Genomic DNA, 22,754 nt, shown 5'->3' with positions numbered 1-22,754 from the left:
TAGCACTTTTTGCACCGGCGACCGGAAACTTTCGCTTCCCGGTCGCGCGAGTCCGTTCTTGCGTTTGCGTCAGGCCTCGCGTCGTGCCTGAAGCATGTAATTCACGCTCGTATCGTGACCCAGGGAATAGGTCTGGGTAAGGGGGTTGTAGCTCATTCCGAGGAGCTCGGCGCTCTCCAGTCCGGCATTCCTGCAGAAGCGTGCAAGTTCCGACGGCTTGATGAACTTTGCGTACTCGTGCGTTCCCCGCGGCAGCAGGTTCAGGATGTACTCCGCGCCGACCACGGCAAACAGATAGGCTTTGAAATTGCGGTTGAGCGTGGAGAAAAAGACTTGCCCGCCCGGTTTGACGAGCTTGGCGCAGGCCGCGACGGTGCTGGCGGGGTCGGGGACGTGTTCGAGCATCTCCATGCACGTCACGACGTCGAATTCGCCGGGATGCCGCGCAGCGAACTCCTCGGCGCTGCAGTGCTGGTAATCCACCTTGTGCCCCGATTCGAACAGGTGCAGGCGGGCGACGCCCAGCGCTTTTTCAGACAGGTCGATCCCGGTGACCTGGGCTCCCAGTGCCGCCATGCTTTCTGACAGGATCCCCCCGCCGCAGCCTACGTCGAGGACGCGTTTGCCCGCGACGTTCGCGTGGCCGTCGATCCAGCGCAGCCGCAGGGGATTGATTTCATGCAGGGGTTTGAATTCGGACGTGGGGTCCCACCAGCGGTGGGCGAGGTCGCTGAATTTCTGCAGTTCGGCCGGATCGGCGTTGGTATTCATGGCTCGGGTCTCGACTTTGTTCGGGCGAAGACGCTATTGGAGCAAGGGGGAGGCGGAAATGAAAAGGCCCTGCCGAAGCAGGGCCTTTGACCGAATCAGGCGGGATTACTTCGTGCCGACCAGTTCGATTTCGACGCGACGGTCCGGCTGCAGGCACTCGATCAGCTTCTTGCGGCCCAGCTTGTCCGAGCAGTTCTTGCCGGTAACCGGCTGGCGCTCGCCCTTGCCTTCGGTGTAGACGCGGTTGGCTTCGATGCCCTTGCTGACCAGGTAGGTCTTCACGGCGTTGGCACGGCGCTCCGACAGCTTCTGGTTGTAGGAATCGGAACCCAGACGGTCGGTGTGACCGACGGCGAGGATCACTTCGAGCTTGATGCCCTTAGCCTTGGTGGCGAGGTCGTCGAGCTTGGTCTTGCCTTCGGGCTTCAGCACGGCCTTGTCGAAGTCGAACAGCGCGTCGGCGGACAGCTTGACCTTGTCGGCGGTGGGCTTCGGCGTGGCGGCGGCGGGAGCCGGTGCAGCCGCGGGAGCGGCGGCCGGAGCCGGTGCGCACTTGTCCTTCGGCACGATGTCGCTGTCGCACTCGCAACCGACCGGCAGTTGGCCCGCCATCGCGGTGCCGGCAGCAGCCGGGCTCCAGTAGCCGGTGCGCCAGCACAGGCCGGTGCCGCTGCGGGCGACGACGTTGCGGCCGTCGATCAGGTAGGGGATTTCACCCTTGCCATCCACCACGACGTCTTTCACCTGGGCAAAGACAGTGGATGCGGAGAGGCCGATCGAGGCGATGGCGGCCAGGGCGAACATCTGCTTTTTGGTCTGTTTGATCATAATTTCCTCGTCGATTGGCAAGAGGATGAATAGGGTAACAATTAAGCCTGCCAAGGCTGATGCGTTGATTCCCGCGACAGCAACTCGCAGCACATATCCAGTTCAGTTACTAAGTCTAGTTTGCCACAGCGCGGCAAAGCCAAGCAATTCCGTGTCGTTTAATTGCAACACTGCATTCCCTTTATCCACGCGGATCTCGCCCGCAACCCATACGTGCGAGACATGTTCGCGGCCCGCCACGTGCACGAGGTGGGACGCCGGGTTGAAGCACGGGCGGGTCTCGAAGGTGTCGAGGGCGATCGCGCAGAGATCGGCTGCCTTCCCTGCTTCGATGGAGCCGATGCGGTCGCCGAGGCCAAGGGCTCGGGCACCGTTCAGGGTGGCCATGCGCAGCGCGGCATGCGCGGGCAGGGTGGTGGCGTCGAGCGTCGATACCTTGGCGAGAAGGCTGGCGTGGCGGATTTCCTGGAACAGGTCCAGGCGGTTGTTGCTCGCGGCGCCGTCGGTGCCGAGGCCGGTGAGGATGTCCGCCGCCTGCAGCCTGGCGAGCGGTGCGATGCCGCTCGCGAGTTTCATGTTCGAGGTGGGGCAGTGGGCAATGCTGCAGTGGTGGCGCTGCAGCAACTCGATGTCGGAGTCGTCGAGATGCACTGCATGCACGCCGATGAAATTTTCGCCCAGCAGGTCGAGTCCGGCCAGCCTCGCCAGCGGGCGCTTGCCGAATTGGGCGATGGAGTCCGCGACTTCCTGTGCGGTTTCGTGGATATGGGTGTGAATCGGGATGTCGAGCTCTGCGGCAAGGGCTGCGATGCGCACGAACGTGGCGTCCGAGACGGTGTAGGGCGCATGCGGCGCGAGGGCGAAGCCGATCAGCGGGTGGTTCTTCCACGCGTCCCTCGCAGCGAGGCCCTTGCGCAGATAGTCGTCGGCGTCGCTGGCGTAGGGCGTCGGGAATTCGAGCGTGGTGAGGCCGATCACGGCGCGCATGCCTAGCAGGTCGAAGGCCTCGGCGGCTGCGGCGGGGTGGAAGTACATTTCATTGCAGGTGGTGGTGCCGCCGCGCAGCATCTCGGCGATCGCCAGCAAGGTGCCTTCGCGCACGAAAGCGCTCGAGACGTGCTTCCCTTCGGCGGGCCAGATCGCTTCCTGCAGCCAGCGCATCAGGGGAAGGTCGTCCGCGATGCCGCGCATCAGCGCCATGGGGCTGTGTGCGTGGAGGTTTACCAGGCCGGGAATGAGAACGTGATCGGACAGGCTGATGCTGCGGTCCGCGCGGTAGCGGGTGCGGGCGAGCTCCTGCGGGAGAAGATCCATGATCTTTCCGCCGCGGATCACTACCGCGTGGTGTTCCAGCGTCAGGTTTGCGGGTTCGACGGGAATGACCCAGCGTGCATTGATCACGAGGTCGGCGGGTTGGCTCACCGTGAAGTCTCCATGTAGTGGTCGGGCGGCGTGTTGCCCGCCTGCCAGCCGGTCCGGGGGCGGGAATCGCGGATGGCGCGGTTTTCGCGACGCGCGGGCGGTCGCCGGGCGGCTGTGCTTCCGATTTAAGCACATGGGTCGGGGGCGAACAATTGCGCACCTGAACGGCGCGGGCGGGAGCCGCGGTCGGCGTGTTAAGATTTAACGTTTTTACCTCGCCGTTTTTGCCGTCGCCGCCAAATGACTTCGTTTGCCAAGGAAACTCTGCCCATCAGTCTCGAAGACGAGATGCGGCACTCCTATCTGGACTACGCGATGAGCGTGATCGTCGGGCGTGCATTGCCCGACGCCCGCGATGGTCTGAAGCCGGTGCATCGACGCGTGCTGTACGCGATGCACGAGCTGTCGAACGACTGGAACAGGCCGTACAAGAAGTCGGCCCGTATCGTCGGCGACGTGATCGGCAAGTACCATCCGCACGGCGACTCGGCGGTCTATGACACGATCGTCCGCATGGCACAGGATTTCTCGCTGCGCTACATGCTGGTCGACGGTCAGGGCAACTTCGGCTCGGTCGATGGCGACAATGCCGCGGCGATGCGTTACACGGAAATCCGGATGGCGCGCATCGGCCACGAGCTGTTGGCCGACATCGACAAGGAGACCGTGGATTTCGGGCCGAACTACGACGGCTCGGAGAAGGAGCCGCTGATCCTGCCGGCGCGGATCCCGAATCTGCTGATCAACGGTTCGTCGGGCATCGCCGTCGGCATGGCGACGAACATCCCGCCGCACAACCTCGGCGAAGTGATCGATGCCTGCCTGTTGTTGCTGAACGAGCCGGCGACCGACATCGAGGATCTGATCCGCGTCGTGCAGGCGCCGGACTTCCCCACCGCGGGCCTGATCTACGGCCTGTCCGGGGTGCATGACGGATACCGCACGGGGCGCGGGCGCGTGGTGATGCGCGCACGCACGCACTTCGAGGATCTGGAAAAGGGCAACCGGCAGGCGATCATCGTCGACGAGCTGCCGTATCAGGTTAACAAGCGCACGCTGCTGGAGCGGATCGCCGAACTCGTCAACGAGAAGAAGATCGAGGGGATCAGCGAGATCCGCGACGAGTCGGACAAGTCCGGCATGCGCGTCGTGATCGAGCTCAAGCGCAACGAGGTGCCCGAAGTCGTGCTGAACAACCTGTTCAAGCAGACGCAGTTGCAGGACACCTTCGGCATGAACATGGTGGCGCTGGTTGATGGCAAGCCGCGCACGCTGAACCTGAAGCAAATGCTGGATTGTTTCCTCGCGCACCGGCGCGAGGTCATCACCCGGCGCACGGTGTTCGAGCTGCGCAAGGCGCGCGAGCGCGGGCACATTCTGGAAGGCCTGGCGGTCGCGCTGTCGAACGTCGACGAGATCATTGCGCTGATCAAGGCGGCGCCGACGCCGGCGGACGCGAAGCGTGAGCTGATGGCGCGGCAGTGGCGTTCCGTGCTGGTCGAGGAGATGCTGACGCGCGCGCTGGCCGACAGTTACCGGCCGGAAGGACTGGCTGCCGAATTCGGGTTGTCGGCACAGGGCTACCGCCTCTCCGAGGCCCAGGCTCAGGCGATCCTGGAACTGCGCCTGCAGCGACTGACCGGTCTGGAGCAGGACAAGATCGTCGCGGAGTACCGCGAGGTCATGGATCTCATCACCGATCTGCTCGACATCCTCGCGAATCCCGCGCGCATCACCGCGATCATCGTCGAGGAGCTGGGCGCAATCCGCAACCAGTTCGGCGACCCGCGCCGCTCGGAGGTCGTGCTCAACACCGGCGAGATCAACATCGAGGACCTGATCGCTCCCGAGGACATGGTGGTCACGCTGTCGCACGGCGGCTATTTCAAGCGCCAGCCGCTGGCGGATTATCGCGCGCAGCGCCGCGGCGGGCGCGGCAAGCAGGCGACGGGGATGAAGGACGACGATTTCATCGACCACCTCTTCGTCGCCAACACGCACGACTACATCCTGTGCTTCTCCAGTCGCGGGCGCGTGTATTGGCTGAAGGTATATGAAGTGCCGGAAGGCACGCGCAATTCGCGCGGGCGCCCGATCGTGAATCTCTTTCCGCTGCTCGAAGGGGAGAAGATCAACGCGGTCCTGCCGGTGCAAACCTTCGACGACAATCACTTCGTGTTCATGGCGACCGCCGAGGGTACGGTGAAGAAGACGGCGTTGACCGCCTTCGCCAATCCGCGCAAGGCGGGCATCATCGCCGCGAGTCTGGATGATGGCGATCGCCTGATCGGTGTTGCGATTACCGACGGCGAGAGTGACGTGATGCTGTTCTCCGATGCCGGCAAGGCAGTGCGTTTCCCCGAGTCCGACGTGCGGCCGATGGGGCGCGAGGCGCGCGGGGTGCGCGGCATGACGCTGGAGGAAGGGCAGCAGGTGATCGCGATGCTCGTCGCCAAGCGCGAGGACCTGTGCGTGCTGACGGCGACCGAGAATGGCTACGGCAAGCGCACGCCGGTGGCCGAGTACACTCGCCACGGTCGCGGTACGAAGGGCATGATCGCGATCCAGACGTCCGAGCGCAACGGCCGTCTGGTCGGGGCCTGCCTGGTCGAGGAGACGGACGAGGTGATGCTGATCTCGACCGGCGGGGTGCTGATCCGCACCAAGGTGCAGGATATCCGCGAGCTCGGGCGGGCGACGCAGGGCGTCACGCTGATCAACCTCGATGCCAGCGATACGCTGGCGGGCATCGAGAAGGTGGCCGAGTCGGAGGCAGACGAGACGACGCTCGGCGAGCAGGCGGACTCCGCCGATGCTCAGGATGAGGCAGGCGACGACGTTCCCGCCGAATGAGACGCGCACTAGGAGTGACTGGATCATGACCCGGGTGTTCAATTTCAGTGCCGGTCCCGCGGCCTTGCCGGAGCCGGTGTTGCGCCAGGCCGCCGAGGAGATGCTCGACTGGCACGGCGCCGGCTGCGGCGTGATGGAAATGAGCCATCGCGGCAAGGAGTTTACGTCCATCATCGAGCAGGCCGAAGCCGACCTGCGCGAGCTGATGGCGATTCCACGTAACTACCGCGTGCTGTTTCTGCAAGGCGGGGCCACGCAGCAGTTTGCGCAGATTCCGATGAATCTGCTGGGCGGCGGTTCGGCGGACTATCTCGTGACGGGGACCTGGTCGCAGAAGGCGCACAAGGAGGCGCAACGCCTCGCGGGGGCGCTGGGTGGCAAGGTGCGTCTCGTCGGTAGCACGGAATCGTGTGGTTTCACTCGGGCATTGCGGGCCGACGAGCTCGCGCTCGATCCGGACGCCGCCTACGTCCATCTGTGCACCAATGAAACGATCCACGGTGTGGAGGTCGGCGATGACGACCTGCCTCGGTCCGCGGCTCCGCTCGTGGGCGACATGTCCTCGCACATCCTGTCGCGGCCGACCGACGTCAGCCGTTACGGCCTGATCTATGCCGGCGCGCAGAAGAATATCGGTCCCTCGGGGCTGGTCATCGTGATCGTGCGCGAGGACTTGCTGGGGCGCGCAAGCCCGCTGACGCCGACCGTGATGGACTACAAGGTCATGGCGGACAACGGTTCGATGCTGAATACGCCGCCGACGTACAGCATCTACGTCGCCGGGTTGGTGTTCCAGTGGCTGAAGGTCCAGGGGGGACTGGCTGCGATGGAGCGGCGCAACGTCGAGAAGGCGGCGCTTCTGTACGATTTCATTGACGGCAGCGGCTTCTACCGCAACATGGTCGAGGTTCGGAGCCGCTCGCGCATGAACATTCCGTTCCTGCTTCCGGACGACGCGCTGAACGATGCGTTCCTTGCGGGTGCGAAGGCCGCGGGGCTGACGCAGTTGAAGGGTCACAAGTCCGTCGGCGGCATGCGTGCCTCGATCTACAACGCGATGCCGGTCGAGGGCGTGCGTGCGCTGGTGGAATACATGCGCGGATTTGCCGCGCAACATGGTTGAAACGGCTTGAGCTGCCCCGGGCGGGGTGAAGAGGCGAGCATGAGCGACGAACTGCAGAATCTCAGGAACAATATCGACCGGCTCGACGAGGAGATCCTCGCGCGCCTTGCCGAGCGCGCGCGCAGTGCGCAGCGCATCGGCGTGATCAAGCAGGGGAACCTGTATCGCCCCGAGCGCGAGGCGCAGGTGCTGCGGCGCCTTGCCGCCGCGAACCCCGGCCCCTTGCCCGACCAGGCGGTGCAGCGGATCTTCCGCGAGATCATGTCGGCCTGCCTCGCGCTGGAGCATCCGACCAAGGTGGCCTACCTGGGGCCGGCCGGCACGTTCTCGGAGAGTGCCGCGCGCAAGCATTTTGGCGGCGCCGCGGCGCTGATGCCGACAGCGGCGATCGACGACGTGTTCCGGGCGGTGGAGGCGGGGAATGCCGACTATGGCGTCGTTCCCGTAGAGAACTCGACCGAGGGTGCGGTGGGTGGGGCGCTGGACCTGTTGCTCGCCAATCCGCTGAAGATCTGCGGCGAGGTGAACCTGCGCATCCATCAGCACCTGTTGTCGAAGGCCGAGGGGATCGGGGCGGCAAAGCGCCTGTATTCCCACGCCCAGTCGCTCGCGCAGTGCCATGAATGGCTCAACCGTAACCTTGCGCACCTGTCGCGCGTGCCGGTGGCGAGCAACGCCGAGGCCGCGCGCATGGCCTCCGAGGACCCGGAGTCGTGCGCCATTGCCGGCGAGGCGGCGGCAGAGCTGTACGGGCTCAACGTACTGGCGGCGAACATCGAGGATGATCCGAACAATACGACGCGTTTCGTGGTGATCGGCGATCATGATGCGGGCCCGTCCGGCGAGGACAAGACTTCGCTCGTGTGCTCGTCGCTGAATCGTCCCGGGGCGATGCATGCGCTGCTCGAGCCTCTGGCGCGGCACGGCGTCGATATGACCAAGCTGCAGTCGCGCCCCGCGCGTGGCGGGCTGTGGGAGTACGTGTTCTACGTCGATATCGATGGCCATCGCGAGGATGCGAACGTCTCTGCGGCGTTGCAGGAACTCAACGAGCGCGCCGCGTTCGTCAAGATCCTTGGCTCCTATCCGGTGGCCGCGATCTGACGCGTCGCCTCGGGCGCGAGGCAGGCTGTCGTGCCGGACGTCCGGCGAGGCGTGCGTCTGCCTCGTCGGCAAGTGATGGATGAGGGACGCGGATCCCCGGAGTTTCGTGCATGGGTGTTATCGACAAGCTGGTGGTGTGCGGCGTCGGCCTGATCGGCGGGTCCTTCGCGCTGGCGCTACGGCGGGCAGGAATGGTGCGGCGTATCGTCGGCATCGGGCGTAGCACGGAGTCCCTCGCGCGCGCGGTCGAGCTGGGGGTGATCGACGAGGTGTGTGGCGACTGGGCGTCCGCGCTCGACGGCGCGGACTTCGTGTTGCTCGCCCCGCCGGTCGGCCAGATGGACGCCGTCATGGCGGCGATGGCGCCGCATCTGGCGCCGGGCACGGTCGTCACCGACGCCGGCAGCACCAAACGTGACGTAATCGAGGCGACCTATCGTCATCTTGGCGGGCATCTCGCGCATACGGTGCCGGGGCATCCCATCGCCGGCGCCGAGAAGAGCGGCGTAGAAGCGGCTTTCGCGAGCCTGTACGACGGCCGGCGGGTCGTCGTCACGCCCTTGCCGGAAAACGAGCCGTCCGCCATCCTGCGCGTCCGCGAGGCCTGGGAGGCCTGTGGGGCCGTGATCCACGAGATGCCGCCGCAGGAGCATGACCGGGTGTTCGCCGCGGTCAGCCACCTGCCGCACCTGCTCGCATTCGGTCTCGTGCACGATCTTGCGGGGCGGGCCAACGCCGAGCAGCTGTTCAGCTTTGCGGCCGGCGGATTCCGCGACTTCACCCGTATCGCGGCGAGCCACCCGGAGATGTGGCGCGACATCTGCATTGCGAATCGCCAGGCGCTGCTCGCCGAGCTGGACCAGTACCTCGCCGAGCTCGCCTACATGCGCGCCTTGCTCCTGTCGGGAGATGCGGCTCGTCTCGAACAGCTATTCAGCGAAGCGCGCCATGCGCGCAACGTGTGGGGCGAGCAGTTCGCCAATTCCGCCAACCCAGCTGCAAGGTCGGAGTGACCATGGAATTTCTTGATTTGCCGCCGCTGCTCGGCGCGAGCGGGTGTGTCCGCCTGCCCGGATCCAAGAGCATCTCGAACCGTACGCTGCTGTTGGCGGCGCTGGCCGAGGGCGAAACCGACATTCGCGACCTGCTCGCGTCGGATGACGTCGAGCGCATGCTCGAGGCGCTGCAGGCGCTCGGCGTCGAATGGTCGCGCGACGGCGAGAGCGACAACTATCGCGTACGCGGCGTCGGCGGCCCCTTCCCGGTGAAGGCCGCCGATCTCTTTCTCGGCAATGCGGGGACTGCGTTCCGGCCCTTGACGGCGGCACTGGCGCTGTCCGGTGGCGAGTACCGGCTGTCCGGTGTGGCGCGCATGCACGAGCGCCCGATCGGCGATCTGGTCGATGGCTTGCGCGAGATCGGTGCCGATATCACCTATGTCGGCAATGAAGGCTTTCCGCCGCTCCACATTCGTCCGGCCGCGATCCGTCCCGGTGGCGTGGTGCGTGTGCGCGGCGACGTTTCGAGCCAGTTCCTGACGGCCCTGTTGATGGCGCTGCCGCTCACGGGTGTCGAGACGACGGTCGAGGTCGTCGGAGAGCTCATATCGAAGCCCTACATCGGCATCACCCTCGATCTCATGGCGCGTTTCGGCGTCGTCGTCGCGCGCGAGGGCTGGCAGCGTTTCACCGTGCCGGGCAACGCCCGCTATCGTAGTCCCGGCGTCGTCTTCGTCGAAGGCGATGCTTCGTCGGCCTCGTATTTTCTCGCGGCGGGCGCGATCGGCGGCGGGCCGCTGCGCGTTGAAGGGGTCGGGCGCAGCAGTATCCAGGGGGATGTGCGTTTCGCGGAGGCGCTCGAGCAACTCGGTGCCCGCATCGAGATGGGCGACAACTGGATCGAGGCGCGCGCGCCCGACGGGGGGCGCCTCAAGGCCTTCGACCTCGATCTCAACCACATCCCGGATGCAGCAATGACCCTGGCGGTCGCCGCCCTCTTTGCCGACGGCCCGTGCCGCCTGCGCAATATCGCGAGCTGGCGGGTCAAGGAGACCGACCGCATCGCGGCGATGGCGAACGAACTGCGCAAGGTCGGCGCCACGGTCGAGGAGGGGCCCGATTACCTGTGCGTGACGGCGCCTGCGCGGCTCGTCCCGGCGGCGATTGACACCTATGACGACCACCGCATGGCGATGTGCTTCTCGCTCGCGGCGCTGGGGGACTGCCGCGTTCGGATCAACGATCCGAAGTGTGTGAACAAGACCTTTCCGACCTACTTCGAGCGCTTCGCCGAAGTCACCCGCCCGGTGCCGGTCATCGCGATCGACGGGCCGTCGGCGTCCGGCAAGGGCACGGTCGCGGCGCGGGTGGCCGAAGCGCTGGGCTACCACTGCCTCGACAGCGGATCGTTGTATCGGCTCGTCGCCCTCGCGGCGATGCGGGCGGGAGTGTCCTTCGACGACGAGCCCGACGTCGCGGTGCTGGCCGGCTCGCTGCCGGCACGCTTCGCCGAGGGGCGCGTGTTCCTTGGCGACGAAGACGTTACCGAAGCCATCCGGACCGAGGAAGCCTCGGTCGGCGCTTCGAAAGTGGCGGTGTTGGCGGAGGTGCGTGCGGCCCTGCTCGACCGTCAGCGCGAATACCGTCATGCGCCCGGCCTGGTCGCCGAGGGGCGGGATATCGGTTCGGTGATCTTCCCCGATGCCGGTACCAAGTTCTTCCTGACGGCCACTGCCCAGGCGCGCGCGGAGCGGCGCTATAAGCAGTTGATCGAAAAGGGAATGGCTGCTAACATGGAAAGTCTTCTGAAGGATCTTCAGGATCGGGATGCGCGCGACGCCGCCCGGCCCGTGGCGCCCCTGCAGAAGCTGCCGGATGCGGTGCTTCTCGATACCACCGAAATGGACGTCGAGCAGGCCGTCGGCTTTGTGCTTGACCGGGTCCGCTCCTGACGGGGTGTTTCCGCTGAAGGTGGGTCGCCGGCTCCGGGTTCCGGGGCGATCCGTTCTTATCAATCTACCGCTGGTGGCCGCTTTCGGGCGGCTTTTGGATTTCAACTCCTTATGACCTCTGTTTCCTCCGTTTCCGATTCCATGGAAAATTTCGCCGCGCTGCTCGCCGAGAGTGAGGCCCGTCAGGACATGCGTCCTGGTGAAGTGATCACCGCCGAGGTGGTCAGCATCGACCACAACTTCGTGGTCGTGAACGCCGGCCTCAAGTCCGAGAGCTACGTTCCCATCGAGGAATTCCGCGACGACCGCGGTGAGCTCGAAGTCCAGGTTGGTGACTTCGTGCACGTCGCCATCGACGCCCTGGAAGACGGTTACGGCGAAACCCGCCTGTCGCGCGAGAAGGCCAAGCGCATCGCCGCCTGGAACGATCTCGAGAAGGCGCTCAACGAAGGCACGCTGGTCAAGGGCCTGATCTCGGGTCGCGTGAAGGGCGGTCTGACCGTCATGACCAACAGCATCCGCGCCTTCCTGCCGGGCTCGCTGGTCGACATGCGTCCGGTCAAGGACACCACGCCGTACGAAGGCAAGGAATTCGAATTCAAGGTCATCAAGCTCGACCGCAAGCGCAACAACGTCGTCGTGTCCCGCCGTGCGGTGCTCGAGGAGACGATGGGCGAAGAGCGTGAAAAGCTGCTGGCCAACCTCAAGGAAGGCACTGTCGTCAAGGGTATCGTCAAGAACATCACCGACTACGGTGCGTTCGTCGACCTGGGCGGCATCGACGGCCTGCTGCACATCACCGACCTGGCTTGGCGTCGTGTGCGTCATCCGTCGGAAGTGCTCAATGTCGGCGACGAGATCGACGCCAAGGTGCTCAAGTTCGACCAGGAAAAGAACCGCGTCTCGCTGGGCCTCAAGCAGCTGGGCGAAGATCCGTGGGTCGGCATCGCTCGCCGCTACCCGCAGGGCACCCGCCTGTTCGGCAAGGTCACGAACATCACCGACTACGGCGCGTTCGTCGAGGTCGAGCAGGGTATCGAGGGCCTGGTTCACGTGTCCGAAATGGACTGGACCAACAAGAACATCCACCCGACCAAGGTTGTCCAGCTGGGCGACGAAGTCGAAGTGATGATCCTCGAGATCGACGAAGACCGTCGCCGCATCTCGCTGGGCATGAAGCAGTGCATGTCGAACCCGTGGGACGATTTCGCGATCAACCACAAGAAGGGCGACAAGGTGCGCGGCCAGATCAAGTCGATCACCGACTTTGGCGTGTTCATCGGCCTGGATGGCGGCATCGACGGCCTGGTGCACCTGTCGGATCTGTCGTGGAGCGATACGGGCGAAGACGCTGTGCGCCGCTTCAAGAAGGGTGACGAGGTCGAGGCCGTGGTGCTGGCGATCGATGTCGAGCGCGAGCGCATCTCGCTGGGCGTCAAGCAGCTCGAAGGCGACCCCTTCACCAACTTCATCGCCACCCACGAGAAGAACAGCCTCGTGCGCGGTACCGTGAAGTCGGTTGATGCCCGTGGCGCCGTGATCGCGCTGAACGAGGATGTCGAAGGTTATCTGCGTGCTTCGGAAGCTGCCGCCCATCGTGTCGACGATCTGACCACGGTGCTCAAGGATGGCCAGGAACTCGAGCTGATGATCATCAACGTGGATCGCAAGACCCGTTCGATCAATCTCTCGATCCGCGCCAAGGACCAGGCCGAACAGAGCGACGCGATGCAGAAGCTGGCTTCGGATACCGCCTCCAGCGGTACGACCAACCTGGGTGCGCTGCTGAAGGCCAAGCTGAACGAGCAGAAGCAGTAAATCTGATCGGTCATGACCAAATCGGAGCTGATTGCGAGGCTCGCGGCGCGTTTTCCGCAGCTCGTCGCAAAGGATGCCGATTACGCGGTCAAGATGGTGATCGATGCGATGTCCGATGCGCTCGCGCGCGGGGATCGCATCGAGATCCGCGGGTTTGGCAGCTTTGCGTTGAATTACCGCCCGCCGCGTGTCGGGCGTAACCCGAAATCGGGTGACAAGGTGCATGTGCCGGAGAAGTACGTGCCCCATTTCAAGGCAGGCAAGGAACTGCGCGAACGCGTGGATATCGCGGGTTGAGCGTGGAGTTCCGAAATTTGCCTCGTGATCGACAGGGAAGGCGGCGTGAGCCGCCTTCTTTTTTGTCATCTGCTCGGGGATAATTCGAACCCATGCGTATCCTCATGTGGTTCTTCCGCCTTCTGTTGTTCTTCCTGCTGTTCGGATTCGCAGTGAAGAACGACCATCTCGTCGGCCTCAAGTTCTTCTTCGGAAGTGCCTGGCAGTTGCCGCTCGTTTTCGTAATCCTGGTGACCTTCATCGCGGGTGCCCTGCTGGGGGTGACTGCCACCTTCGGTTCGCTGCTGCGCCAGCGCCGCGAGATCGGCCGCCTGCGCCGCCAGCTCGCGCGCGCCGAGCGGGACCGTCAGGCCGCCCCGGGTGTCGCCGCTCCGCCCGCGTCCGAGATGCAGGCACCGGAAACCTTCTGAACCGATGGACATTGAACTTTGGTGGTTTCTTGCCCTGCCGCTGTTTTTCGCGCTGGGCTGGCTGGCCGCGCGCATCGACATCCGCCAGGTCGTGCATGAGTCGCGCGCGCTGCCGCGTTCCTATCTTTCTGGCCTGAACTTCCTGCTCAACGAGCAGCAGGACAAGGCGATCGATGCGTTCATCGAGGCAGTGAAGATCGATCCGCAGACGATCGAGCTGCACTTTGCGCTCGGCAGCCTGTTCCGGCGGCGCGGCGAGACCGACCGTGCCATCCGCATGCACCAGAATCTGGTGGATCGTGAGGACCTGTCCGAGGAGCAGCGGCTGCAGGCCTTGGCCGAACTCGGGCAGGACTACCTCAAGGCAGGCCTGCTCGATCGTGCGGAAGCCGTGTTCGCGCAACTGCGCAATTCCCGCCTCAACGATCTCGCCATGCGTTATCTGCTGGAGATCTACCAGCAGGAGAAGGACTGGGCGAAGGCGGTGGAAGCGGCCAAGGCCCTGCCCGATCACGAGAGTGTGATGTGGCGCAAGGAGGTGGCGAACTTCTACTGCGAACTTGCGACGTCGGCCCTCGCGAGTTCGAAGTACGAGGAAACGCAGAAGTATCTGGACGAGGCCTTCTCGATCAACCGGCGCTGCGTCAGGGCGAGCCTGGTTCAGGGCGACCTGCTGGCTGCGCAGGGGCGTTACGAGGAGGCGATCGACGTGTGGAAGCGCGTCGAGAGCCAGGATCCCATCTATCTGGCGCTGGTCGCCGAGCGCGTGATGGACGCGCATGCGAAGCTGGGGCGGGTCGAGCAGGGGCAGACGCTGTTGCGCTCATGGCTCGAGCGGCATGCCTCGCTGGATCTTCTCGACGAGGTCTTCCACTGGGAGCTCGAGAAGGAGGGGTCGCGCGCCGCGTACGATCTGGTGCGCGAGGAGTTGCGGCGCAATCCGACGCTGCTGGGTCTCGACAAGCTCCTGGAGGCGGCGCTGCTGCATGCGCCTTCCGAGCAGCGCGGCGACATCGAGCTGGTGAAGCAGCTCATCCACGGCCATACGCGCAGGGTGGCGCGCTACCGTTGCGCCGAGTGTGGCTTCAAGGCGCGCCAGTTCCAGTGGCGTTGCCCCGCCTGCGGCGGTTGGGAAACCTACCCGCCGCGGCGCACTGAAGAGTACGATCTGGCGCCGTGAGCGCCGCGCGCTGATCGAGGTTTCCGGCGGTTCGCGGAATGCGGGCCGCTTTCCATTTCCCGTGGGGTAATTGATGAAGATCACCGTGGTCGGTACCGGTTATGTGGGCCTCGTCAGCGGCGCCTGCCTCGCCGACGTGGGTAACGACGTGCTGTGCCTGGATGTCGATCCCGCAAAGATTCGCATCCTCGAGGAGGGCGGGATCCCGATCCACGAGCCGGGCCTGCTGGAGATCGTGCGACGAAACGTCGCAGCGGGACGCCTTTCGTTCACCACTGATGTGGAAATGGCAGCCAGGTTCGGTGCGATACAGTTCATCGCCGTCGGCACGCCGCCGGACGAGGACGGATCGGCGGATCTTCAGTACGTGCTGGCGGCGGCGCGCAACATCGGCCGTCACATGGACGGTTATCGGGTGGTGGTCGACAAGTCGACGGTGCCGGTGGGCACGGGCGACAAGGTGCGTGCTGCGATCGCCGCCGAACTCGGGGCGAGGGGCGCCGACCTTCCGTTCAGCGTGGTGTCGAACCCGGAGTTCCTGAAGGAAGGGGCCGCGGTCGAGGATTTCATGCGCCCGGACCGCATCATCGTGGGGGCCGAGGATGAGCGAGCGATCCAGGTGATGCGGGAACTCTACGGACCGTTCCAGCGCAACCACGAGAAGCTGCTGGTCATGGACGTGCGCAGCGCCGAACTGACCAAGTACGCGGCGAACGCGATGCTGGCGACCCGCATCAGTTTCATGAACGAGCTGGCGAACCTGGCCGAGGCGCTGGGGGCCGATATCGAGCTGGTGCGTCAGGGCATTGGCTCGGATCCGCGCATCGGCTGGCACTTCCTGTACGCCGGCTGCGGCTACGGCGGTTCGTGTTTCCCCAAGGACGTCAAGGCGCTGGTGAGCACCGGGCGCGAGCATGGACGGGACCTGCTGATCCTGAACTCGGTCGAGCAGGCGAACGACGCGCAGAAGCTGAGAGTGGTGGACAAGATCGTGGCACGCTTCGGATCCGATCTTTCGGGAATGCATTTCGGCTTGTGGGGGCTCGCGTTCAAGCCCAATACGGACGACATGCGCGATGCGCCGAGCCGGGTGGTGATTGGTGAGCTGTTCCGCCGCGGTGCAACGGTGTCGGCCTACGATCCGGTGGCGATGGGCGAGGCGCGGCGCATCTTTGGCGACGAGCCGCGGCTGCGTTACGTCGACCGTCCGATGGCGGCCCTCGAGGGGGCGGACGCGCTGGTGATCGTGACGGAGTGGAAGGAGTTCCGCAGTCCCGACTTCGGCCGGATCCGCGAGCTGCTGCGTCATCCGGTCGTGTTTGACGGCCGCAACATGTACGAGCCCGCGACGATGAAGCGCGCCGGCCTCGAGTATCACGGGATCGGTAGACGCTGACAGGCGCGCCGCGCACCGATGGCGCTATAAGCTTATGCCGGGGGCGGGTTATCGATTCGGGGGGCGGCGGCTTAAGATCGGGGCGGACCAACCATTCCGGAACAAGGCAAGATGGATTTCAAGACGCTCGACGATTATGTGGGTCAGACTCCGCTGGTGCGCCTGCAGCGCATCGGGGCGGGGCGCAACAACGTGATCCTGGCCAAGCTCGAAGGCAACAACCCGGCCGGCTCGGTGAAGGACCGCCCGGCATTGTCGATGATCGTGCATGCCGAGCGGCGCGGCGACATCCGCCCCGGCGATACGCTGATCGAGGCGACGAGCGGCAACACCGGCATCGCGCTGGCCATGGCAGCCGCAATCCGCGGCTATCGCATGATCCTGGTCATGCCCGAGAACCAGAGCGTGGAGCGTCGCCAGACGATGCGCGCCTTCGGCGCCGAGCTGGTGCTGACGCCGCGCGAGGGGGGCATGGAGATGGCGCGCGACGTCGCCGAGCGCATGCGCGACGAGGGCAAGGGCATCATCCTCGACCAGTTTGCCAATCCGGACAATCCCTTGGCGCACTACGAGGCGACCGGACCGGAGATCTGGGAACAGACGGGCGGACGTATCACCCACTTCGTCAGCAGCATGGGAACGACGGGCACGATCATGGGTTGCTCGCGCTTCCTGAAGGAAAGGAAGCCTTCGATCAGCATCATCGGCTGCCAGCCCGAGGAGGGCTCGCAGATCCCCGGCATCCGCAAGTGGCCCGAGGCGTATCTGCCGCGCATCTACGAGAAGCCGCGCGTGGATGCGCTGGAGTACGTGAGCCAGGCCGATGCCGAGGAAATGACGCGGCGGCTTGCGCGCGAAGAGGGTATCTTCGCAGGCATTTCGTCGGGTGGGGCGATGCACGTGGCGGTGCGGCTTGCCGCCAGGCTGGAGAATGCCGTGATCGTCTCGATCGTGTGCGATCGCGGCGACCGTTATCTGTCGACGGGCGTATTCCCCGGCTGACGATCTTTCTGGAGACTCGCGGATGCCGGTGCTCGTATTCGATATCGAAACCATTCCGGATGTGGCCGGCATCCGTGTGCTCAACGGCCTGCCCGAGGACTTGAGCGACTACGAGGTCGCCGAGTTCGCGTTCCAGCAACGTCGCGCGGCGGGCGGGAGCGATTTCCTGCAGCATCACCTGCAGCGTGTGGTGACGATCTCCTGCGCGTTGCGCGATGCGAACCAGTTCCGCGTGTTTTCGCTGTCGGAGCCAGACAGCGGCGAGGGGGAGATCATCCAGCGCTTCTTCGACGGCATCGAGCGCTACACGCCGCAGATCGTGTCGTGGAACGGCGGCGGGTTCGACCTGCCGGTACTGCACTACCGCGGGCTGCGACATGGGGTGTCCGCTCCGCGCTACTGGGATCAGGGTGAGGGGGATTATCACGACTCGCGCGATTTCAAGTGGAACAACTACATCGGTCGGTATCACAGCCGGCATCTCGACCTGATGGATCTGCTGGCGATGTACCAGCCGCGCGCAAACGCGCCGCTGGATGAGCTCGCCAAGCTGATGGGCTTTCCGGGCAAGCTCGGGATGGACGGTTCGGCAGTGTGGCCGGCCTGGCAGGAGGGACGGATTGCCGAGATCCGCGACTACTGCGAGACCGATGTGGTGAATACCTATCTCGTGTATCTCGGTTTCCAGCGCATGCGCGGCCAGCTCGACACGGCGGCGTATGAGGCGGAGCTGGATGTCGTACGCCAGTCGCTCGCGCGCATCGATGCGCCGCACTGGAAGGAATTTCTCGCCGCCTGGCCGGCGGCTCGCACATAGGGAGGTATCCGGATGTCCCTGATCGCCACCATCGTCATCGGTTTCATCGTCGGCCTGCTTGCCCGCCTGCTGCATCCGGGGAGGGATGGCCTCGGCATCATCATGACGACGCTGCTCGGGATTGGCGGCGCGATGCTTGCGGGCTACGGCGGCCAGTTTCTCGGGCTCTATCGCCCGGGCCAGCCCGCCGGCTTCGTCGGCTCGGTCATCGGCGCGATCGTGATCCTGTTCGTCGTTTCGCGACTGAAGAGGTAAGCGCCTGCGTAGAGCGAAACGGCCAGCGCGAGGCTGGCCGTCGGTGTTGTTGGCCGAGGCGGTTGGGCCGCCCCGGGGCGCTCAGTAGACGTCGTGCTGCGTGTTGTACACGTTGAAGTGGCCGGTCGGCGTGATCAGCTTGGGATCCTTGATCACGGTCTTCAGCTCCAGGGTCTTGTCATCGACGACGACGATCGCCGACTCCTTGTCCTTCGCCGACCATACCGAGAACCACACCTCGTCGCCCGCCTTGTTGTACTCGGGCTGCACCACGCGTTTGGCTCCATCGTCCTTCAAGCCGGCCCAATCGCCGATCGGCAGGACCTTGTAGCCGGCCTGCAGGTTCTTCAGGTCATACACGGCGACCGACTGGCTGACCTTGGCCTCGGGATGCAGCGGGTTGTCGACGTAGAGGTGCTTGGACTTCGGGTGCGTCTTGATGAACAGGGAACCGCCGCCCTGGCTCTTCAGGTTTTCGACCAGCTTCCAGGCGTACTGCTTGTGGTTCTTCGGGTCGGTGCCGACCAGCGCGATCGACTCGTCGCCGAGGTGGCCGGTCGCCCAAACCGGGCCGTACTTCGGATGGACGAAGTTGGCGCCGCGTCCCGGGTGCGGGATCTTGCCCACTTCGACCATGCCGGCGAGCTTGCCTTCCTTGGCGTCGATCGCGGCGATCTTGTTCGACTGGTTCGCCGCCACCATGAAGTAGCGCTTCGACGAGTCCCAGCCGCCGTCGTGCAGGAAACGTGCGGAGCCGATCTCGGTCATCTTCAGGTTGGTGATGTCGGAGTAGTCCACCATCAGGGTCTTGCCCGTTTCCTTCACGTTCACGACGAACTCGGGCTTGAAGTGCGATGCGACGATGGAGGCCACGCGCGGTTCCGGATGGTATTCCTGCGTGTCGACGGTGAGGCCGCGTGTCGATACGATCTTCAGCGGCTCGAGCGTGTCGCCGTTCATGATGACGAACTGGGGCGGCCAGTAGGCGCCGGCGATGGCGAGCTTGTCTTCGTAACCCTTGAATTTCGACGTGTCGACCGAGCGTGCTTCGAGGCCGATACGGATTTCGGCGACGTTGTCGGGTTTCTCCATCCACAGGTCGATCATGTTGACGCGTGCATCGCGGCCGATCACGAATAGATAGCGACCCGAGGCGGAAATGCGGGAGATGTGTACCGCGTAGCCGGTCTTGACGATGTTGATGATCTTCTTCGTGTCGCCGTCGATCAACGCCACTTCGCCGCTGTCGCGCAAAGTGGTCGAGAAGATGTTGGCGATGTTGTAGTTGTTCATCTTCTTCGTCGGCCGTTGCGCCGGCGGGACGATGACTTTCCATGTCTGCTTCATTTCCGCCATGCCGAATTCGGGTGGCGTGGGAGCGGTCTGCTGGATGTAGCGGGCCATGAGGTCGACTTCGTCGTCGGTGAGTTCACCCGAGGTGCCCCAGTTGGGCATGCCGGCAGGCGAGCCGTACTTGATGAAGACCTTGAGGTATTCCGTGCCGCGCGGCAGCGTGATGTCGGGAGTGAGCGGCTTACCGGTCGCCCCCTTGCGCAGCACGCCGTGACAGCCCGCACAGCGCTGGAAGTAGATGTTGCGGGCCTTGTCGAACTCGGCCTTGCTCATTTTCGGCGCGTCGGGGTTGGTGTCCTTGTACAGATCGATGTCGGCGATCGGCGAGCCGCCAGCGTGGTATTTGGCTTCGGTATCTTCCACGTGCTTGTCGGTGCCCTGCGCGAAGGCCTGGGAGATGGCCAGCGGCAGGCTGGCGACCAGGAATGCTCCGGTGATCCAGTTACTCTTCATGCTCATGACCTATCTCCTTTCAAGAAAACACTTGGACGCGGGAATTTGCCAAGTACGTTGTTGACGGGTATTCATGCCGTCAGCGCAAGCTCTTCGGTTTGCCGTTCCGTGCCGAGCAGTGCGTGAAGCGAGACGATCGATCCGATCATGATCAACGCCGGCGACTTGAGTCCTGCCTGCTTTACGGATTCTGCGAGCCGGTCGAGCCGGTCGGCGAGGACGACCTGCCGGGCCGTCGTGCCGGCATGCACGACCGCTGCAGGGGTGTCGCCGGGAAGCTTGTGGGCGACGAGCTGCCGGCAGATGATGTCGAGCGCGCCCAAGCCCATGTAGATCACGACTGTCTGGTTGGGGCGCGCAAGGGCCGGCCAGTCGAGGTTTACGGTGCCGTCCTTGAGGTGTCCGGTGGTGAAGATCACCGATCGAGCATGATCGCGATGGGTGAGCGGCATGCCGGTACAGGCGGAGATGCCGCAGGCGGCCGTGATGCCCGGCACGACTTCGCACGAGATGCCGTGTTCGAGCAGTTCCTCCATCTCTTCGCCGCCGCGGCCGAACATGAAGGGGTCCCCGCCCTTGAGGCGCACGACGTCGAGGCCCGTGCTGGCGAGCTCGACCAGCAGGTCGTTGATCTGGTCCTGCGGGAGAGAATGATTGCCTGCTTCCTTGCCGACATAGATCAGGCGGGCGTTGCGGTTGACCAGCTCGAGGACGCCGTCGCCGACGAGGTGGTCATACACGACCACCTTCGCGCTGCCGATCAGGCGGGCCGCCTTGAGTGTGAGCAATTCAGGGTCGCCGGGGCCGGCTCCCACCAGATACACCTTGCCGGTCGGGCGCGATGCGTCGCCCGCGCTGCACTGCCTCGGGTCAGGGACGCGATTGTGCATGCTCATGGATGGCTCTCCAGGACGCCGCGCGGCCGTACCAGCGCGGCTGGTTCTTGTGTGGCAATTCAGCTGTCAAGCGCCGACACTGTATCCCTACTCGCCGCCGGGGAAATTAACCGATATCAAGGAGCGCAAGATGATGCGTCTCGATACTTGTCTCGCCGTTTGCGGTTCGGCTTCGCGCATTCGCCGCGAGACGCACGGGGCGGGCGATCAACCTTGAGGAGGTGGCGGCGTGGCGCATGGGAGGTATCGGAACGTTTTCCTGGCTTCTATTGCCGTCGCTGCAGCATCGCCGGCCAGCGCGCAGGATGCGTTGCCGCAGGTGCAACCCGAGCGCGTCCGCGAGCTCGTGCATCTGGTGCGCCAGGACTGTGGTTCCTGCCATGGGCTGACGCTGCAGGGCGGGCTGGGGCCTGCGCTGACTCCCCCGGCCCTCCGCGACAAGCCCCGTGAGAGCCTCATAGCGACGATCCTCGGGGGGCGGCCCGGTACGCCGATGCCCCCGTTCCGCGGCATCGTCGTGGAAGAGGAGGCGGCGTGGATCGTGGATCGGCTTTCCGAAGGATTCCCGGCGGATCAAGGGGCCGCGCGCTGAGGGCGTCTGCGAGTCGCCGGCAGCCCGTCATGAGATGAGGATCGTATGCTGCACCTGATCGTTAAATACATGTGGTGGACCGTCCCGCTGTTGCTGCTGTCGGCGTGCGCGACTCCGCAGCCGGTCCTGCGCGGCACCGGGGACCTGGGTGTGGTGATCGAGCGCGCGACGGGGCAGGTGCAGGTGATCGAGACGTCCGGGCGCAAATCGCTGGCGCAGGTGTCCGGGCTGGGCGACCTGTCGCACGCGTCGGTGGTGTTCTCGCGCGATGGCCGTTACGCGTACGTGTTCGGGCGGGATGGCGGGCTGACGAAGGTCGACCTGCTGACCGCCACCATCGCAAAACGCGTCGTGCAGGCGGGCAACTCGATTGGCGGAGCGGTCTCCCAGGACGGGCGCCTGGTGGTGGCGCAGAACTACGAGCCGGGCGGCATCAAGGCCTTCGACGCGGATACGCTGGAGCTCGTGGCCGACGTGCCGGCCGACTATGGCACTGAAGGCAAGCGCTCGAAGGTCGTGGGGCTGGCGGATCTGCCGGGCAATCGCTTCGTCTATTCGCTGTTCGACGGGAACGAGATCCGCGTCACCGACCTGTCGGATCCCAGGAATCCGAAGACGCAGCGCTATCCTGCAGGAAAGCAGCCGTACGACGCCCTCGTGACGCCTGACGGCCGTTACTACATCGCGGGGCTCTTCGGCGAGGATGGGTTGTCGATGCTGGATCTGTGGCAGCCGGCGCAGGGGGTGCGCACCATCCTGCCCGGCTACGGGCGAGGCGAGCAGGCCCTTCCAGTCTACAAGATGCCCCACCTGCGGGGCTGGGCGGTGGCGGCGGGGCGCGCCTATCTGCCGGCGATCGGCCGCCACGAGGTGCTCGTCGTCGAGCTCGGAAGCTGGAAGGAGGTCGCGCGCATTCCGGTGAAGAGCCAGCCGGTGTTCGTGATGGCGCGGCCGGACGGACGCGAGGTGTGGGTGAATTTCGCGTTCCCGGACAACGGCTGGATGCAGGTCATCGATACGTTCAACAACAGCCTCGTCGATACCCTGCAGCCGGGACGGGCGATCCTGCACCTGGAGTTCACGCCCAAGGGCGAGGCGGTGTGGATCTCGGCGCGGGACGACAACAAGGTCGCGATCTACGATACGGGCACGCGACGCAAGCTCGCGGAGTTGCCGGCCGCGAGTCCCAGCGGGATCTTCTTCACCAGCCGCGCGTTCCGCACAGGGTTCTGAG

20 protein-coding genes are annotated in these 22,754 nt (G+C 64.8%); 15 read left to right on the top strand and 5 right to left on the bottom strand.

The features are described 5' to 3' along the window. Positions 1-69: 69 nt before the first annotated feature. The 3 genes from ubiG to GO615_RS04925 all read right to left on the bottom strand — a co-directional run bounded on the left by ubiG (position 70) and on the right by GO615_RS04925 (position 3,021). Entirely contained in the window at positions 70-771 is a 702-nt protein-coding gene (gene ubiG, locus GO615_RS04935) for a bifunctional 2-polyprenyl-6-hydroxyphenol methylase/3-demethylubiquinol 3-O-methyltransferase UbiG (protein ID WP_169125928.1), read from the bottom strand. 105 nt (positions 772-876) lie between these two features. Then, a complete protein-coding gene (locus GO615_RS04930) occupies positions 877-1,599 on the bottom strand; it encodes an OmpA family protein (RefSeq protein WP_169125927.1) in 723 nt (240 codons plus the stop codon). A 102-nt stretch (positions 1,600-1,701) separates the two neighbouring features. Further along, positions 1,702-3,021: a TRZ/ATZ family hydrolase gene (locus GO615_RS04925; RefSeq protein WP_169125926.1), complete on the bottom strand. Its 1,320-nt coding sequence runs from the start codon at positions 3,019-3,021 to the stop codon at positions 1,702-1,704. 240 nt (positions 3,022-3,261) lie between these two features. Here GO615_RS04925 and gyrA point away from each other — a divergent pair, with 240 nt between their 5' ends. The 13 genes from gyrA to GO615_RS04860 all read left to right on the top strand — a co-directional run bounded on the left by gyrA (position 3,262) and on the right by GO615_RS04860 (position 18,226). Next, positions 3,262-5,874, top strand: coding sequence for a DNA gyrase subunit A (gene gyrA / locus GO615_RS04920; RefSeq protein ID WP_169125925.1), 2,613 nt, complete (start codon positions 3,262-3,264; stop codon positions 5,872-5,874). A gap of 25 nt (positions 5,875-5,899) precedes the next feature. Then, complete coding sequence (gene serC / locus GO615_RS04915) at positions 5,900-6,997, top strand: 3-phosphoserine/phosphohydroxythreonine transaminase (protein WP_169125924.1); 1,098 nt, start codon at positions 5,900-5,902, stop codon at positions 6,995-6,997. 39 nt (positions 6,998-7,036) lie between these two features. Then, complete coding sequence (pheA, locus tag GO615_RS04910; RefSeq protein ID WP_169125923.1) at positions 7,037-8,101, top strand: prephenate dehydratase; 1,065 nt, start codon at positions 7,037-7,039, stop codon at positions 8,099-8,101. A 110-nt stretch (positions 8,102-8,211) separates the two neighbouring features. Continuing rightward, positions 8,212-9,114, top strand: a complete 903-nt coding sequence (locus GO615_RS04905) for a prephenate dehydrogenase (RefSeq protein WP_169125922.1) — start codon at positions 8,212-8,214, stop codon at positions 9,112-9,114. A gap of 2 nt (positions 9,115-9,116) precedes the next feature. Continuing rightward, the gene (locus tag GO615_RS04900; RefSeq protein ID WP_169125921.1) at positions 9,117-11,051 is read left to right on the top strand and encodes a bifunctional 3-phosphoshikimate 1-carboxyvinyltransferase/cytidylate kinase; all 1,935 of its coding nucleotides are present in this window, start codon (positions 9,117-9,119) and stop codon (positions 11,049-11,051) included. Positions 11,052-11,192: 141 nt separating this feature from the next. Then, the gene (gene rpsA, locus GO615_RS04895; RefSeq protein WP_169125920.1) at positions 11,193-12,869 is read left to right on the top strand and encodes a 30S ribosomal protein S1; all 1,677 of its coding nucleotides are present in this window, start codon (positions 11,193-11,195) and stop codon (positions 12,867-12,869) included. Positions 12,870-12,881: 12 nt separating this feature from the next. Beyond that, the gene (locus tag GO615_RS04890; RefSeq protein ID WP_015437141.1) at positions 12,882-13,166 is read left to right on the top strand and encodes an integration host factor subunit beta; all 285 of its coding nucleotides are present in this window, start codon (positions 12,882-12,884) and stop codon (positions 13,164-13,166) included. Positions 13,167-13,258: 92 nt separating this feature from the next. Then, positions 13,259-13,576 carry a LapA family protein gene (locus GO615_RS04885; RefSeq protein WP_169125919.1) on the top strand — a complete coding sequence of 106 codons (318 nt, stop codon included), beginning with the start codon at positions 13,259-13,261 and terminating at the stop codon, positions 13,574-13,576. Positions 13,577-13,580: 4 nt separating this feature from the next. Beyond that, a complete protein-coding gene (lapB, locus tag GO615_RS04880) occupies positions 13,581-14,756 on the top strand; it encodes a lipopolysaccharide assembly protein LapB (protein WP_169125918.1) in 1,176 nt (391 codons plus the stop codon). Between the two features lie 73 nt (positions 14,757-14,829). Then, positions 14,830-16,152, top strand: coding sequence for a UDP-glucose dehydrogenase family protein (locus GO615_RS04875; protein WP_169125917.1), 1,323 nt, complete (start codon positions 14,830-14,832; stop codon positions 16,150-16,152). 111 nt (positions 16,153-16,263) lie between these two features. Beyond that, positions 16,264-17,154, top strand: a complete 891-nt coding sequence (gene cysM, locus GO615_RS04870) for a cysteine synthase CysM (protein WP_169125916.1) — start codon at positions 16,264-16,266, stop codon at positions 17,152-17,154. Between the two features lie 22 nt (positions 17,155-17,176). Next, positions 17,177-17,971, top strand: coding sequence for a 3'-5' exonuclease (locus tag GO615_RS04865; protein ID WP_169125915.1), 795 nt, complete (start codon positions 17,177-17,179; stop codon positions 17,969-17,971). A gap of 12 nt (positions 17,972-17,983) precedes the next feature. After that, complete coding sequence (locus GO615_RS04860; protein ID WP_169125914.1) at positions 17,984-18,226, top strand: GlsB/YeaQ/YmgE family stress response membrane protein; 243 nt, start codon at positions 17,984-17,986, stop codon at positions 18,224-18,226. An 81-nt stretch (positions 18,227-18,307) separates the two neighbouring features. Here GO615_RS04860 and GO615_RS04855 read toward each other — a convergent pair whose 3' ends face one another. Further along, complete coding sequence (locus tag GO615_RS04855; protein ID WP_211166956.1) at positions 18,308-20,038, bottom strand: nitrite reductase; 1,731 nt, start codon at positions 20,036-20,038, stop codon at positions 18,308-18,310. Between the two features lie 65 nt (positions 20,039-20,103). Continuing rightward, complete coding sequence (cobA, locus tag GO615_RS04850; protein ID WP_246262155.1) at positions 20,104-20,922, bottom strand: uroporphyrinogen-III C-methyltransferase; 819 nt, start codon at positions 20,920-20,922, stop codon at positions 20,104-20,106. 274 nt (positions 20,923-21,196) lie between these two features. On the opposite strand from cobA, the gene GO615_RS04845 reads away from it, so the two are divergent. Further along, entirely contained in the window at positions 21,197-21,520 is a 324-nt protein-coding gene (locus GO615_RS04845) for a c-type cytochrome (RefSeq protein ID WP_407281107.1), read from the top strand. Positions 21,521-21,565: 45 nt separating this feature from the next. Next, positions 21,566-22,753, top strand: a complete 1,188-nt coding sequence (locus GO615_RS04840) for a cytochrome D1 domain-containing protein (protein WP_169125911.1) — start codon at positions 21,566-21,568, stop codon at positions 22,751-22,753. Position 22,754 lies beyond the last annotated feature (1 nt).

Origin of the sequence: Aromatoleum evansii (assembly GCF_012910805.1) — a bacterium.
In the GTDB taxonomy this organism is placed as follows: domain Bacteria; phylum Pseudomonadota; class Gammaproteobacteria; order Burkholderiales; family Rhodocyclaceae; genus Aromatoleum; species Aromatoleum evansii.
The sequence above is the reverse complement of the archived record's forward strand: the minus strand, read 5'-3'. Positions and strand labels throughout refer to the sequence as shown.

Bases quoted from the DNA above. Each gene is read 5' to 3' on its own strand.
- GO615_RS04885 (WP_169125919.1), top strand. From the start codon at position 13,259: ATGCGTATCCTCATGTGGTTCTTCCGCCTTCTGTTGTTCTTCCTGCTG.
- GO615_RS04865 (WP_169125915.1), top strand. From the start codon at position 17,177: ATGCCGGTGCTCGTATTCGATATCGAAACCATTCCGGATGTGGCCGGC.
- GO615_RS04890 (WP_015437141.1), top strand. From the start codon at position 12,882: ATGACCAAATCGGAGCTGATTGCGAGGCTCGCGGCGCGTTTTCCGCAG.
- GO615_RS04840 (WP_169125911.1), top strand. From the start codon at position 21,566: ATGCTGCACCTGATCGTTAAATACATGTGGTGGACCGTCCCGCTGTTG.
- GO615_RS04875 (WP_169125917.1), top strand. From the start codon at position 14,830: ATGAAGATCACCGTGGTCGGTACCGGTTATGTGGGCCTCGTCAGCGGC.
- gyrA (WP_169125925.1), top strand. From the start codon at position 3,262: ATGACTTCGTTTGCCAAGGAAACTCTGCCCATCAGTCTCGAAGACGAG.
- ubiG (WP_169125928.1), bottom strand. From the start codon at position 771: ATGAATACCAACGCCGATCCGGCCGAACTGCAGAAATTCAGCGACCTC.
- rpsA (WP_169125920.1), top strand. From the start codon at position 11,193: ATGGAAAATTTCGCCGCGCTGCTCGCCGAGAGTGAGGCCCGTCAGGAC.
- GO615_RS04900 (WP_169125921.1), top strand. From the start codon at position 9,117: ATGGAATTTCTTGATTTGCCGCCGCTGCTCGGCGCGAGCGGGTGTGTC.
- GO615_RS04930 (WP_169125927.1), bottom strand. From the start codon at position 1,599: ATGATCAAACAGACCAAAAAGCAGATGTTCGCCCTGGCCGCCATCGCC.
- serC (WP_169125924.1), top strand. From the start codon at position 5,900: ATGACCCGGGTGTTCAATTTCAGTGCCGGTCCCGCGGCCTTGCCGGAG.
- GO615_RS04905 (WP_169125922.1), top strand. From the start codon at position 8,212: ATGGGTGTTATCGACAAGCTGGTGGTGTGCGGCGTCGGCCTGATCGGC.
- GO615_RS04855 (WP_211166956.1), bottom strand. From the start codon at position 20,038: ATGAGCATGAAGAGTAACTGGATCACCGGAGCATTCCTGGTCGCCAGC.
- cobA (WP_246262155.1), bottom strand. From the start codon at position 20,922: ATGCACAATCGCGTCCCTGACCCGAGGCAGTGCAGCGCGGGCGACGCA.
- cysM (WP_169125916.1), top strand. From the start codon at position 16,264: ATGGATTTCAAGACGCTCGACGATTATGTGGGTCAGACTCCGCTGGTG.
- GO615_RS04860 (WP_169125914.1), top strand. From the start codon at position 17,984: ATGTCCCTGATCGCCACCATCGTCATCGGTTTCATCGTCGGCCTGCTT.
- lapB (WP_169125918.1), top strand. From the start codon at position 13,581: ATGGACATTGAACTTTGGTGGTTTCTTGCCCTGCCGCTGTTTTTCGCG.
- pheA (WP_169125923.1), top strand. From the start codon at position 7,037: ATGAGCGACGAACTGCAGAATCTCAGGAACAATATCGACCGGCTCGAC.